Here is a 15,478-nt window from a genome sequence, read left to right as displayed (position 1 = left end):
TGGTGTCGAGATCCACCGGGTTGGTGGAATCGACGACGATCACCCGGTTCACGACGCCGCCGATCGTCGTACCGTCCGCTTCATCGGGGCCTGCCGCGCCGGGTGCGACGAGACCGATGTCCGCTCGCGCGGTGTCGATCATGTAGCGCACCCGGTCCACCGGCGCATCGGTGGCCACCGGGACGTACTGGCCGCCCGCGGCGAGGACCGCGTGGATCGCGACCACCAGTTCGACCGATCGCGGTATACACACGGCGACACTGTCTTCCGGGCCGACGCCGGCGGCGATCAGCTCTCGCGCGACCACCGCCACCCGGGCGGCGAACTCCCGATGGGTGATCGACCGGCCGGCGCAGCGCAACGCGACCGCGTCCGGTGAGATCCGGGACCCGGCGACCACGGCATCCGCCAGTGTCTCCGGCAGCAGGGTCACGATGCGGCCGAGTCCGAGCTCGTACTGGGCTTGTTGCTGAGCCTCGGTGAGCAGCGGGATGTCCGCGACCGGCACGTCGAGGTCGTCGGCCAGAACGGTGAGGGTGGACTCCAGCGCGGCGGAGATCGTCTCCGCGGTCTCCTGGTCGAACAGAGCGGTGGCGTACGTGATCGACCCGGCGAGCGTCCCGTCGACACCCTCCCGGGAACCGATGGTGAGGTCGAATTTCGCGGTGGTGTCATCGATCTCGACGAACTCGGCGGCCAGGTCGCCCATGGTCACGCCGGCCATCACCGGTTCGGCACCGGCGGTGTGCACCAGCATCACCTGTGCCAACGGCTCGACGTTCTCCGTGCGCGGCGGATCGACGGCGTCGACGACGCGCTCGAACGGCACCTCTGCGTGATCGAAGGCGGCCACGTCGGCCAGCTTGACCCGGTCGAGGAGGGCCCCGCCGGTGAGCTGCGGGTCCACGTCGACGCGCAACACGACGGTGTTGACGAACATACCGATCAGCTCGTCGAGAACGCGGTGTCCGCGCCCCGCCACCGGTGTCGCGACCGCGATCTCGGCGGTCGACGTCAACCGCGCGAGTACGGCCGCCACCGCGGTGTGCAGGACCATGAACAGCGTCGCGCGCTGTTCGGAGGCGCGGCGTCGAAGACCGGCCACCACGGTCGCCGGCAACGACCACCGCACGGTCGCCGCCCTGGCATCGGGTCTGAGGGTGCGCGGCCGGTCCAGGGGCAGCGGCAGCACGTCCGGCAGCCCGCGGAGCTGCTGCCTCCAGTAGGACAGCTGGCGTGACATCTCCGAGTCCGGGTCGGCCGGCTCCCCCAGGCGATGCCGTTGCCACACCGCGTAATCCGCGTACTGGAGGGTCAGCGGCGTCCAGCGTGGTGCCCGGCCGGAGCGGCGTGCGTCGTAGGCCTCGACCACCTCGCGGGCGAGGATCGGCGCCGACTCGCCGTCGGCGGCGATGTGGTGGAGCGCGATCACGAGCACGTGGTCGGTGTCCGTGGAGCTGAGGATCCGCGCACGCAGAGGGAGATCGCGGGTCACGTCGAACGGTTGTGAGATCGTGGCGGTGATCTCCTCGGCGACCAGGCTGTCCGGCGCGATCCCGGAGATGACGGTGTGTCCGACCGGGACCAGGCCGGGGTGAGACTTGCGCACCACCTGGATGGGTTCGGCTGCGTCTGTTGCTTCCGGATCGGTGGGATAGATCGTGCGGAGCACTTCGTGCCGCTCGGCCACGTCGTTGATCGCCTCGTGCATCGCGTCCACGTCGAGGTCGCCGTGCAGTCGCACGACGATGGGGATCACATATGCGGCAGAGCCCGGGTCGAACTGGTTGAGGAACCACATCCGCCGCTGGGCGTAGGACAACGGGACCGGTTCGGGTCGCGCCATCACGCCGGGCACGGGACCGGTTGCGCGACCATCGATCCCGCCGGTGTCGAGCAGCGTCGCGAGGGCCTCGACGGTCGGGGCCTCGAAGATCACCCGCACCCCGATCTCGACACCGAACTCCGCGCCGAGGCGGGCGACCACTCGGGTCGCGGACAGCGACGTACCGCCGAGATCGAAGAACGAGTCGAGCGCCGAGACGCCCGGGCCGCCGGCCGCGCCCTCCATGCCGAGGACCTCGGCGAAGACCGCCGCGACCGCGCGTTCGGTGTCGGTGCGCGGTTCGAGGTGGACGCCACTCGAGAACTCGGGTGCCGGCAGTGCGGCGCGGTCGAGTTTGCCGGTCGCCGCGAGGGGGATCTCGTCGAGCGGGACGATCGCGGTCGGCACCATGTGCGCAGGCAGATGCCGGGCCGCATGGGCGGTCAGCGCCGGCACGTCGACGGCCGCGCCGTCGCTGCCGTGGACCCAGGACACCAGCACGGTCTCACCCGACGTCGGGTGCGCGATGCCGGCGGTGGTCGAGAAGTCGACCGCGGCAGAGCTTTCCAGGACGGCGTCGATCTCGCCCGTCTCGATCCGGAATCCGCGGATCTTCACCTGGAAGTCGCTGCGGCCGAGGAAGTCGAGTTCCCATCGGCCGTCCCGGCGGCGCCGGCGGACGAGGTCACCGGTCCGGTACATCCGCTCACCCGGCCGCCCGAACGGTGCGGCGACGAACCGCTCGGCGGTCAGCGCGGTCTGGTTCAGGTAGCCGACGGCCAGCGCCGGGCCGACGAGATACAGCTCGCCCGCGACGCCGGGCGGGACCGGATGGAGTCGCGCGTCGAGGACGAGTACACCCACACCCGCGATGGGTCCGCCGATGGTGACGGGTTGTCCCGGACGCATCGCGGCGGAGGCGGTCGACCAGATCGTCGCCTCGGTGGGCCCGTAGAGGTTGTACATCGCACGCCCGTCCGACCAGGCGCGGACGAGCTCGGGTGAGCAGGCGTCGCCGGCGACGCACACCACCCGGAGGTCGGGGAACATCTCGGCGGCGGGCACCGTGGCCAGCGCACTCGGCGTGATCGTCAGGTGCGAGACGGACTCGTCGGCGATGACCGACGCCAGTTCGCGGCCGCCGGTGACCCCCGGCGGCACCACGACCATCGTCGAGGCCCCGGCAACCGCGACGAGGGTCTCGAACACCGAGGCGTCGAATCCCGGTGCGGCAAAACGCAGTACCCGTGACTCCGGGCTCAGGTCGAATCGGGACCGGGCGTCGGCGACCAGATCCGCGAGCCCGCGGTGCGAGACCGCGACGCCCTTGGGTCGCCCGGTCGAGCCCGAGGTGAAGATGATGTAGGCGGTGTCGTCGATCCGATCGTCGGGCACCGGGTTGTCGAGGGCAACCGGCTGCGATGCCCACCGGGTGGGATCGGTCAGGTCGACGAGGTCGTCGACGAGGAGCCAGGTCGTGCCGTCGTCGGCCTCGGCCCGTGCGTCCGAGGAGCCCGGCGCACCGGGCGCCGAACTCGTGACGCCGAGCGTCGCGGCCAGCGTGCCGGTCATGTAGCGGATGCGTTCGGCGGGCTGCGACGGGTCGATGAGACCGACCGCGGCGCCGGTGCGGACGATGGCCCAGAAGGCCACCGTGCCTAACAACGATCGCGGCACGGCCAGCGCGATCACCGCGCCCGGTCGTGCGCCCCGCGACCGCAGTTCCACGGCGACCAGTCGTGTGGCGATGTCGAGTTCGGCGTAGGTCAGCGTGGTGTCACCGTCGGTGACCGCGACACCGTCGGGGTTGCGGGCCGCCGCGGCGTCGAACAGCCCGGGCAGCGTGACCTTCTTCTCGGCCAGGGCCGGTGAGCTCAGGAGAGCCGGGGCGTCGTCGGGCTCCCCGGTCGGGAGGTCACCGATCGGGGTCTGCGGCGATTCGACGACCGCATGCGCGATGGACAGCAGACGACGCGCCAGATCGGCGACGGTGTCGGGGTCGAACAGCGCCGTCGCATAGGTGATCACGACCGGGGTGTCCTCGTCGCGGGGTCGACCGGGCGGGTCGACAACGGTCACCTGCAGGTCGACCTTGGCGCTGGTGACCGGGGCCTCGAGTTCGGAGACGACCAGACCGGGGAGTTCGACCCTCGGCCGGTCGGTGTTCTGGAAGGCGAGCGCCACCTGGAACAGCGGCGGGTGTGCGGTGCTGCGGGCGGTCGTCACCTCCTCCACGACCGTCTCGAAGGGCAGGTCGGCGTGATCGAGTGCGGCGATGTCGGTCTCGCGGCAGGCCGCGAGGACCGTGGCGAAGTCCGCATCGCGGCGCAGGGGCGTGCGCAGCGCGAGGGTGTTCACGAACATCCCGATGAGGCCGTCGAGCCGACGGTCGCCGCGCCCCTCCACCGGTGTGCCGATCACCAGATCGGTGCTGCTTCCCGACCGCAGGAGGGTGACCGCGAGAAGCGCGTGCACGCACATGAACATGGTCGCGTCGTGCCGGTCGGCGAGTTCGCGCAGGCGTGACCAGGTCGACGCATCGATCACCGTCGACAGTTCCGCACCGCTCTCCTCGCGCAGAGCCGCCCGCGGGCGATCCAGCGGCAGATCGGTGAGTTCCGGGGCGTCGGCGAGTTGCGTTCTCCAGTAACCGAGTTGGCGTGCTGCAAGCGACTCGGGGTCGGTGAGATCACCGAGGATCTCGTGATGCCACACCGCATAGTCGGCGTAATGCACCGGCAGCGGGGACCATTCGGGCGCATGACCGGACTGCCGCGCCTGGTAGGCCTCGACGAAATCGGCCACCAGCGGCGCCATCGACCCACCGTCGCCGATGATGTGATGGACGACCAGGACGAGCACCCACTCGTCGTCGGCGACCCGGATGAGGCGCGCGCGCACCGGTGCTCCCCGCTCGAGGTCGAAGCCGCGCGTGACGATGTCGGCGACGGTCGCGGTCACCCCGGCAGACCCGGAGCCGCGCATGTCGATCGGCGGATCCACCCGCGCGTCGTGCCGGGCGGTGTCGGGATCGTCGACGATCTGCTGCGGAACGCCGTCGACGGCGACGAACCGCGTGCGCAACGTTTCATGGCGGGCGATCAGGTCATCGAGCGCCGCGGCCACCGAAGCCGGTTCCAGGCGTGGGCCGGGCAGATCGGCGGTGGTTCGCCCGCGCAGGCGCAAGACGGCCGGGATGAGATAGGCCGGTCCGCCCGGGTTCATGGTCTCCAGGAACCAGATCCGTCGCTGGGCAGGCGACAGCGGAAGCGGACCGGTCCGTTCCACCGGACGCAACGGCGGTCGCGTGGACTCCTGCCGGTCGCCCTCGGCGAGACGCGTGTCGATCGCCGCGGCGAGTGCGCGGACCGTGGGGGTCGTGAACAGATCGCGTGCCGCCACCGTGGTCCCGAAGTCCTCGGCGGCGCGTGCGGCGACGCGAGTCGCGGTGAGCGAGTTGCCGCCGAGGTCGAACAGTGATGCGGTGACACTGATCTCGGTCTCGCCGAGGATCTCCGCGAGGAGGGCGGCGAGCCGTTCCTCGGTGGGTGTGGCCGGTGGTTCGTGGGTTCCGGTGTCGTCGGTGGTGTCCGGTTCGGGCAGGACCGCGCGGTCGAGCTTGCCGTTGACCGTGAGCGGCAGCGCGTCGAGCCACACGAACAGGGTCGGCACCATGTACTCCGGCAGCGCGGCAGCGAGCCGGTCCCGGACGGTCGCCTCGTCCGGGGCTCTGCCGGCCGTGGGAACGAGGTAGCCGACGAGATGCTCGGTGTCGCCGCGCATCCGGATGTCGGCGCCGGCCGCGTCGATGCCGTCGATCGCGGACATCGCCGACTCGACCTCGCCGAGTTCGATGCGGAAACCGCGCAGCTTCACCTGTCCGTCGCGGCGGCCGACGAATTCGATCGATCCGTTGCGGGCGACACCGACGTCACCGGTCCGGTACATCCGACTGCCCGGCGGACCGAACGGGTCGGCGACGTAGCGTGTCGCCGTCAGACCGTGGCGTCGCAGGAAGCCCCGGGTGACCTGGAGGCCCGAGACGTACAGTTCCCCGGGCACGCCGTCGGGCAGCGGCGCGAGCCGGCCGTCGAGGACATGCACACGGGAACCCAGTAGCGGCCCACTGATGTCGGAAGCCGTTGCGGTCTCGACGAATTCGCGCGTCAGATCACGGCGCGTCATGTACACCGTGGTCTCGGTGGGCCCGTACATGTTGTTGAGCTGCGGACCGGGGACGTCGGCTCCCGGTCTGGTCGGCGAACCGTCGGCGATGCGGTCGGCCTGCCACTTGCGCACATGCTCGTAGTCGAGGAGCTCGCCCGAGAAGTGGAGTCGTCGAACCGTTTCCGGCAGTGCAGAGCCGTGGGGCGGGCGTACCGCCGCCGCGAACTGGTAGAAGGACGAGGGGGTGAAGTTGACGATCGTGACGCCTTCGCGGTCGAACACCTCGACCACGTCGTCCGGGGCACGGGTGGTGGCGTGGTCGAGCACGACGAGACGTCCCCCGGCGAGAAGTGCGGCCCAGAGCTCCCCCACCGATACGTCGAAGGCGTAGGAGTGGAACATCGACCACACGTCGTCGGGTGTGCTCTCGACCAGCGCGTCGAGCGCGACGACCAGCGAGATCACGTTGTCGTGGGTGACCACGACCCCCTTGGGCACCCCCGTCGAACCGGAGGTGTACATGACGTAGGCACTCGAGTGAGCCCCCACGCGTTCGGGAAGTCCCGTCACCGGGAGAGGTTCCGCCCAGGCCGTCAGATCGTCGGGTGTCGAGATGCGCGCGGGCATGTCCGACCACGCGGCCGCTGTCTCAGGGTCGGCGAGGACGAGCACCGGCGCGGCGTCGTCGACGATGGTGCGCAATCTCGCGATGGGATGCGTCCGGTCGAGCGGCAGGTATGCCGCACCGGTCTTGAGCACCGCGAGCAGCGCGACGATGAGGTCCGCCGACCTCGGCATCGCCACGCCGACCAGGGTTTCCGGCCCGGCGCCGGCGACGGCGAGCGCGCGGGCCAGTCGCTCCGTCCGGTCGTCGAGGTCGCGGTAGGTGATCGTTGCGCCGTGGAGATCGGTGAGGGCGACGGCGTCGGGGCGCCGGTGTGCCGACACCCGGAACAGGCCCGGGAGCGATTCGACATCGCCCGCGCCGAGGACATCGTCGATCCGCCGTTCCAGGTCGGCGAGGACCTCACCGGCTGTCGCCGCCAACTGTGCCGGAGTGGTCCCCGTCCGCGGCAGCAGAGCCGTGACCGTTGCGCGTAGCGCCGGGGTCGGGTCGACGCCGCGAGCGGCCAGGGTGGTCGCCGCAACCGTGACCCGCCTGTGCAACTCGCGGAAGCTCACCGGTCCGTTGACGCCGACCATCGCCTCGGCGTCGGCGGCGTGGGTCGCGGCGAAGGTGAGCCTGCGCAGCGCCGCCGGCTGATGTGTTGACCCCGCGGACGTGCGCGCCCCGACGCTGCGCGAAACCGAGGTGTCTGACGTCACGCGCGTTTCACCCGATTCCGCCGGGATTCACCGGTCATCGCGTCGGCGCCTCCGGAAAGCGCGGTCGTCGCCGCGGTGCGAATGCACGCGAACACCTCGTCGATGGTCCGGTCCGCGTCGGCGAGGAGCGTGGTGACCGCGACCGTCAAGGCCTCGGACGGGTCCTCGTCCGGCACGGAGAACGCCATGGCCACCGAGGTGGCCTCGAGGTCGGCGAACGTCACCGAGGGCGCCCCGGGGATGCCGATCACCGCATCGGGAGCAGCCGCGGCGACCGTGGACACGAGTTCGTGGAGCGGTTGCTCGTCGTCGACGACCTCCGCGGACTGCCCGTCGGCCCAGACCGAGAGGTCGCCCACCGGCGTCCCCGGGCGGGCGGCGATGTCGATGAGCAGGTTCTGGTATCGCTCGGCGATCCGCTCGGCGCCGGCACGGTCGAAGAGGTCGGTGTCGTAGGCGATCTGGCCACCGAGCGCACCACCCCGGTCCACCCCGTCGAGGTCGTCGGGGTACACCATGACCTCGAGATCGACCTTGGCCGCGAACGAGGACGGTGGCCGCAGCCGGACGGACAGACCGTCGAGACGCATCGCCGGGATGTCGAGGTTCTGGTACGAGAGCATGACCGAGAACAGCGGGTTGTGCCGGCCGCGGCGGGCCGGCCCCTTCTCGGCGCGGTTGAGATGGTCGACGATCTGGTCGAAGGCGACGTCGGCGTGGGCGAGGTCGGTGACGTCCTCGGTCCGGACGCGACGCAGTAGCTCGTCGAAGGGTTCATCGAGACGCAGACGGGTGCGCAGCGGCACCGTGGTCGCGAGCATGCCGACCATGTCGGCGAGGGCGGGATCGTCGCGACCGGCAAAAGGCGTACCGATGACGATGTCCTCGCTGCCGGAAAGCCGACCGATCAGCACGGCGAGCGCTGCGTGCATCACGACGAACTGCGTGGTGTTGTTCACGCGTGCGAGGTGTTTGAGGACCGTCGCGGTCTCGGGTGGGACGCTCACGTCGACGACGCCGCCGCGGTGCCGGGGTTCGACGGGTCGTGGCCGGTCCGTCGGGATCACGGCGGGTTCGCGAACCGTCCCCAGGCGTTGTTCCCAGTACTCGAGTTGAGCCTGCTCCCCGGTGATCCCGCCGGATGCCTCGGCCGACAGTCGCTCGGCGTGCCAGATCGCGTAGTCGGCGTACTGGACCCGGGTCGGGCTCACCGCCGCCGTCCACGGGCCGGCCTGCCCACCGATCCGGGCACGGTAGGCCGTCGTGAGGTCGCGGGCCAACGGCCGCAACGAACCGCCGTCGGCGTTGATGTGGTGCACCACGAACACGAGGAGGTGGTGGTCGGAGGCGAGTCGCAGGATCGCGGCGCGGACCGCGCTGGGTCCGGTCAGGTCGAAGCCCGGTTCGACGACGGCGGCGATCTCCTCTTCGACGCGGTCCGGGGTGGTGTCGACGAGGGCCACCCGGAAACCGCGCAGGGCGTCGACGGCCGGGATGATGACCTGCACCGGACGCCCCTCGTGCAGGGGGTAGCGCGTCCGGAGCGACTCGTGGCGGGCGATGACGTCGCCGAGTGCCCCGGTCAGGGCCGGGATGTCCAGAGGACCGTCGAGTTCGAGGGTGAGTCCCACGTTGTACGCCGACGACGACGACGGGTCGATCTGGTTGAGCGACCACAGTCCCCCGCTGGACACCGGTCAGGTCGACCATGTGCGGCCGCTCCCGGGGTGTCAGAACACGTCCCGCACCGGTGGACTCGACCGTACTCAGCGCGGCGACGAAACTCGCCACCGTCGGATTCTCGAACAGCAGGGCCAACGGCACCCGCCGGTCGATGTGCTGTTCCACCCGGTAGGTCACCTTGGTCGCCGACAGCGAACTGCCACCCAGTTCGAAGAAGCCGTCGTGCACGCTGACCGTCTGGAGTCCGAGCACGTCGGCGAAGACCTGTGCCACGGCCGCCTCGAGACGGCTTCGGGGGGCGACGTATTCGCGGGCGGGAGAGATCTCGACGGCAGGCAGCGCGCGCCGGTCGACCTTGCCGGTGCGGGTCACCGGGAACTCGTCGAGCACCTGGACGGTGTGCGGGACGAGATGCGCAGGCAGATGGGCGACCGCGTGATCGACGATCTGCTCGGGGGCGGGACCACGCCCCGGCACGCCCGTCACATAGGAGACCAGGACCGTGTCGCCGGCCGGCGTCGGCATACCCACACTCACCGAGTGCCCGACGTCGGGATGGGTGACGAGAACGGCGTCGACCTCCCCCGGCTCGACCCGCATGCCGCGGATCTTGATCTGGAAGTCGTTGCGACCGTGATAGATCAGTTCCCCTGCAGAGGTCCACGAGACGAGATCGCCGGTGCGGTACATCCGGGTGCCGGTCCCGAACGGGTCGGCGACGAACCGGCCTGCAGTGAGTCCCGCACGTCCGTGGTAGCCGCGTCCGAGTGCACGCCCTGCGAGATACAGTTCGCCCACGACACCGGGCGGCACCGGGCGCAGCCCCGGGTCGAGAACCCGTGCCCCGACTCCGGAGATCGGCCGGCCGATGGTCACCGGCGCCGTCGTGCACAACGGCGTGGACAGGGTCACCCAGATCGTGGTCTCGGTGGGGCCGTACAGGTTGAGCAGGGCCCGGCCGTCGGCGTACCACCGCGCGACGAGTTCCGGCGGGCAGTCCTCCCCCGCCACCATCATCGTCTCGACGCCGGGGATCTCCGCCGGGTCGACAGTGGCGAGCGCCGTCGGCGTGGCGCAGGCGTGCGTGACCCGGTGCCGGGTGATGACGTCGGCGAGTTCGGGACCGGCGAATACATCGGGCGGACTGATCACCAGTTCCGCACCCGCACAGATCGCCAGGATGATCTCCCAGACCGCGACGTCGAAACCCGGTGCGGCGAGCTGTAGTACGCGGGACTCCCGGGTCACGCCGAGTCGGGCCTGCTGCTCGGCGACCATCTCCGCGAGCCCTGCGTGGGTGACCGCCGCAGCCTTCGGCCGCCCGGTGGAACCGGAGGTGAAGAGCAGGTATGCGAGATCGTCGACGTGGGCGCGTCGGGTCCGGTCCGCGTCGGCGACCGGATGGTCGCGGCGGCCCGCGATGTTCAGCTCCACCTCGAGATCGTCGAGCAGCCACTCCTCGACACCCAGGTCACGCTGCTGCGGTGCGCCATCCGGGTCGGCGGCACGGTCGGCGGCGACCACCGAGTCGACGGTGATCACCAGCGCGGCGCCGCTGTCGGCGAGCATCGCCGCTCGGCGTCGTACCGGCAACCGCGCGTCTATGATGACGAAGGCGGCGCCACTCATCGCCACCCCGAGCACGGTGAGCACCATCCGAGGGGATCGCGGAATGCTCACGGCGACAACGTCTCCCGGACCGATTCCGCGGTCGGCGAGCAGGCGGGCCAGCTGATGGGTCGCGGTCGCCACCTCTGCCCAGGTCAGTCGTCCGGTACCGGCCCCGACATCGCCCGTCAGGGCGACGGCGGAAGGATCGGTGGAGGCGAATCCCCGTGCGATGAGCTCGGCGAGGGTCGTCTCCGGCTGGGCACCGCGAAGCGGTGCGGCGAGCGCGCGCAGCGCGTCGGGTTCGAGCAGGTCGATCGAAGCGAGTGCGCGGTCGGGCGCGGACACCATCTGGGTGAGGACCCGACGCAGCCGGGTTGCCAGGCCACGGACCGTGGTCTCGTCGAACAGGTCGGTGGCATAGGCGAATTCGACCGCGTAGTCGTCCGCACGCTCGGTCACCGAGACGGTGACGTCGTACTTCGCCGCCGGCACGCGCGCATCGAGCAGTTCCGCCGAGCCGGTCCAGTGCGACAGTTCGGTCAACTGGTCGGTCTGTACGCTCAACGCGACCTGGAACAGCGGCGAATGGGACGGCGACCGTTGCGGTGCGATGGCGTCGACGACCCGTTCGAAGGGCACGTCGGCGTGACTCATCGCCCGCGCGCAACGACGATGTGCCGCGGTCACCAGATCCCGCACGGTGTCGTCCGGACGCAACGCGGTGCGCAGGACGACGGTGTTGACGAACATGCCGACCAGTTCGGCGACGGCCGGATCGTCGCGTCCGGCGACCGCGGTGCCGATGCTGACGTCGTCCACCGCGGCGAGCCTGCCGAGGGTGAGGGCCAGGGCGGACTGGAAGACGGCGAACGGGGTGACGGCAAGGGTGGCGGCCAGGCTGCGGAGTCCGGCGGACAGATCGGCGTCCAGCGTGACGTCGAGATGGTCTCCTGCACTGGACATCACCCGGGGGCGCGGGCGGTCGGTGGGCAGTTGGAGCAGGTCGGGCGCGCCCTGCAGTTCGGCGCGCCAGAACTCGAGGCCCTCGACCAGCACGGGTGACGGGCGTTCCGGGGTTCCCAGGATCTCGGCGCGTTCGACGGCGACATCGGCGTACTGCATCGGCAGCGGGGCGAACTCCGGGAGTTCCCCGGCCCGTCTGCTCTCGTAGGCCGTCATCAGATCGCGGAGCAGTGGTCGCAACGAATGCCCGTCGGCGGCGATGTGATGCACGACGAGTACCACGACATCGCCGCGTGGGTCCCCGGTGAGCAGGCGAAAGCGGAACGGGATCTCCTCGGCGAGGTCGAATCCCACCTCGGCGACCGCGGCGATCGCCGCATCGAGACCGCGCTCGCCGACATCGATCGGCTCGGAGTCGAGCACGGCGCCGGCGGTCGCGGTGTCGAGGATGCGCTGTTCCGGTTCACCGTCGACCGCCGGGAACACGGTACGCAGGATTTCGTGCCGGTCGAGGACGTCGAGCGCCGCACGATGCAGCACCCCGGGATCCACCGCGTGGGTGAGTCGGAGCGCGCCGGACATGTTGTAGGTCGACTCGGCCGGCGACATGCGATTGATGAACCACAGCCGGGTCTGCGCCTGGGACAACGGAATCCGCGCCGGACGCGGCAGGCGTCGACGCTCCGGCGGTGCCGGCACGGAGTCTGCGACGACGGCGCGGGACGCCAGATCGGCGAGGTCGTCGCTGTCGAAGACGTCGGTGAGGGCGATCGTCAGGCCGTGTCCGATCCGGGCTCGGGAGACCATGCGGGCCGCGAGGAGGGAGTCGGCGCCCAGGGCGAAGAGATTGTCCGACAGGCTGACCCGTTCCCGGCCCAGTGCCTGGGCAACCAGCGAGACGATCGCCTTCTCCGCCGGTGTCCGCGCCTCACGGAACTCCGCGGTCCTGGCCGAGAGATCCGGGTCGGGCAGCGCCGACTGGTCGAGCTTTCCGGAGCGGTTCGTCGGGAAGGTGTCGAGGAACACCACTGCGAGCGGCACCATGTGGCCGGGCAGCCGCCGGCGACAGAAGGCGCGCACGGCGTCCGCATCGGGAACACCCGATGTTCCGCGGACGTATGCCACGAGTACGGGCGCCGGACCGAGGTCTCGCCGCGCCACGACGACCACGGCGTCGACGCCGGGCATCGAGGCGATCACCGACTCGACCTCGCCGAGTTCCACTCGCTGCCCGCGGATCTTCACCTGATGGTCGCTGCGACCCAGGTACTCGAGTTCCCCGTCCCGCGTCCACCGCACCAGGTCACCGGTCCGATACATCCGGACACCGGGCTCACCCAGCGGATCGGCCACGAAGCGGGCGGCGGTCTGCACCGTCGCGCCGAGATAGCCGTTGGCCAGCTGTGGGCCGACGAGGCACAGCTCGCCGGCCACGCCGACCGGGACCGGCCGCAGGCGGCGATCCAGAACCCGCACGACGGTGCCGGCCACGGGTCGGCCGATGGGCACAACGGGGTCGTCGGCGGTCACCCGATGGGACGTGACGTCGATCGCCGCCTCGGTGGGGCCGTAGAGATTGACCACACCGGCCGACGAGGTCTGGCGCAGGCGACGGGCCAGCTGCGCCGACAGTGCCTCTCCGGAGGTGAAGACCCAGCGCACCCGGTCGGGCAGCGACTTCGGCGCACCCGACTCGTCCTCGGTCTGACCCACTACGTCGAGATAGGCGTCGAGCATGGACGGGACGAAGTGCAGGACGGTGACCTCGGCCTCGTCGATGAGGTTCCGCAGGTAGGCGGGGTCCCGGTGGCCATCCGGTGCGGCGATGACCATCCGCGCACCTGTCTGCAAGGGCCACAGCAGCTCCCACACCGACACGTCGAAGGTCGCGGGGGTCTTGTAGAGCACCGCGTCGTCGGCGCCGATCGGGTGATCTCGCTGCATCCACGCGAGGCGGTGCTCGATCGCCGCGTGGTCGACCTCGACACCCTTGGGTACACCGGTCGAGCCGGACGTGAAGATCACGTACGCGGGCTGATGCGGCAACGGACGCGTGTGGAGGGGTGGCGCCTCGGCCCGGGGACCCGCCCCGGCGTTGATCGCGTCGATCCCACGGGCGGCGAGGAACGCCGCGTCGACGGTGACAGCAGGGCGGACGATCGCGGCGATCGCGCGGCGTCGTTCCTCCGGCTCCGCCGGATCGACGGGCACGTACACCGCCCCGAGGCCGACGGCCGCATAGATCGAGCACACCTGTTCGGGGGAGCGGTCGAGAGCGACGATCACCCGGTCCCCCGCGACGACTCCCTCGTCCGCGAACACGCGCGCGAATTCGCCCACCGCCAGCGACATCTCGCGGTAGGTCAGGCGCGAGTCCCCGAAGACGAGCGCGGTCGAATCCGGCGTTGCGACGACCTGTCGTGCGAAGGGGGCCAGGATGTGCTCCGCGGCGACATCGACCGCCGGGCCGCCGTCACCGAGCAGCTCGACCGCCGCCGGCTCACCGGGGATGAGCAGGTCCAGCGCCGCCACCGGACGATCCGGGGCGTCGACGAACTGCTCGAGCACGTGGAGCAGCCGCGCCCGGTGGGTGCCCAGTTCGTCGGGGTCGTACAGGGCCGGGTTGGCATGGAGGCCCACCTCCAGCGGCGCCTCGGGACCCGCGGCGAAGACGTTCATCACCAGGTCCTCGACCATGCCCGCGGACAGCATGTGATAGCTGACGTGCGCCCCGTCGATCTCGATCGGCTTGTCGAAGAGCAGTAGGTTCACGAGCGGACCGAAGGATGTGCCGGTCGCGTCACCGAAACCGGCTGCGGCGCGAATGTCCTCGGAGCGGTACCGCTGGTGCCGGAGAACCGCGGTGATCTCGGAGGTGACCGCGGCGACGACCTCCGCACAGGTCACCGCGCCCACCCCGTCGACGCGCAGCGGGAGCATGTTGGAGACCATGCCCATCGACTGTTTGATCCGGGCGGTCGTGCGGGCTGTGACCGGCAGGCTCAGCACGATGTCGTCGGCGCCCGACATCCGGGCGAGGAAGGTGGCGAAGGCCGCGGTGAGGACCGCGGCGACGGAGGCGTCGAGCTCTCGGGCGCGACACCGCAGACGGCTGTCGAGGTCGGCGTCGAGCATCCCTGCCGCGACCACCGTCTCGTTGCTGATGCCGGTAGTGGCCGGATGTGTGGCCAGCGACACCCGTTCGGGCAGTCCGGCGGCGCGTTGCGCCCAGAACGCGTGATCCTTCTCGTGGCGCGTGCTCTCGCGATAGGCGGCATCGTCGGCGATCACCTCGGCGAGTGTCGCGCGCCGAGGTGGGACGCGGGTCTCGGCCGCGACCGCTGCGTTGTAGCGCGCCACCGCTTCGTGCAGGCAGACGAGCGCGCCGTAACCGTCGAAGGCGATGTGATGACCGCGCATGTACCAATAGGTACGGTTGTCCGCCACCCGGATGAAGGCCGCGAAGCCGACCTGGTCGTTCAGCAGGTCGACCGGACGCTCATGATCCGCGCGCATCCAGTCGTCGGCCGCCGCGAGGGGATCGGGCCGGTCCCGGAGGTCCAGCTCGACCACGTCGAACGGCAGCGACTCGTCGATGTACTGCATCGGTGTGCCGTCGACCTCGGCGATCCGGGTGTAGGCGGTCTGGAGTTCCCGCGAGCCCTCGATGACGCCACGACGGAACAGCTCCCGGTCGAACGGACGACCGTCGTCGAGGATGTCCAGGTAATGCGCGATGGTGATCGAGTGGTCGTCGTCGAGGTTCTCGGCGAACCACATGGCACGTTGAGCCGCAGTGAGATCCAGCAGGTCGACCCCCCTCGTTCTGCTGCGCCCTCCCCGGCGCCCCTCCCCGTACCCAACTTGTGGGTTCCCCTCACTGAGGGGTGATGTGTCATCCAT

1 protein-coding gene and 1 pseudogene (1 of these 2 only partly in view) are annotated in these 15,478 nt (G+C 70.5%); both read right to left on the bottom strand.

All coding sequences use genetic code 11. The features are described 5' to 3' along the window. Nucleotides 1-7,318: the 5' portion of a non-ribosomal peptide synthase/polyketide synthase gene (locus PWF70_RS09710; RefSeq protein ID WP_286352943.1), read on the bottom strand. It extends 15,512 nt beyond the left edge of the window; 7,318 of the gene's 22,830 nt are visible here — the first part of the coding sequence; it begins with the start codon at nt 7,316-7,318; the stop codon falls past the left edge of the window. Continuing rightward, nucleotides 7,315-15,478, bottom strand: a pseudogene (locus PWF70_RS09705) (non-ribosomal peptide synthetase). Before PWF70_RS09705 ends, PWF70_RS09710 begins: the two are co-directional and overlap by 4 nt.

The sequence above is a fragment of the Gordonia sp. Swx-4 genome (genome assembly GCF_030316175.1).
Taxonomy (GTDB): Bacteria; Actinomycetota; Actinomycetes; order Mycobacteriales; family Mycobacteriaceae; genus Gordonia; species Gordonia alkanivorans.
This window is presented reverse-complemented; position numbering and strand designations above follow the sequence as displayed.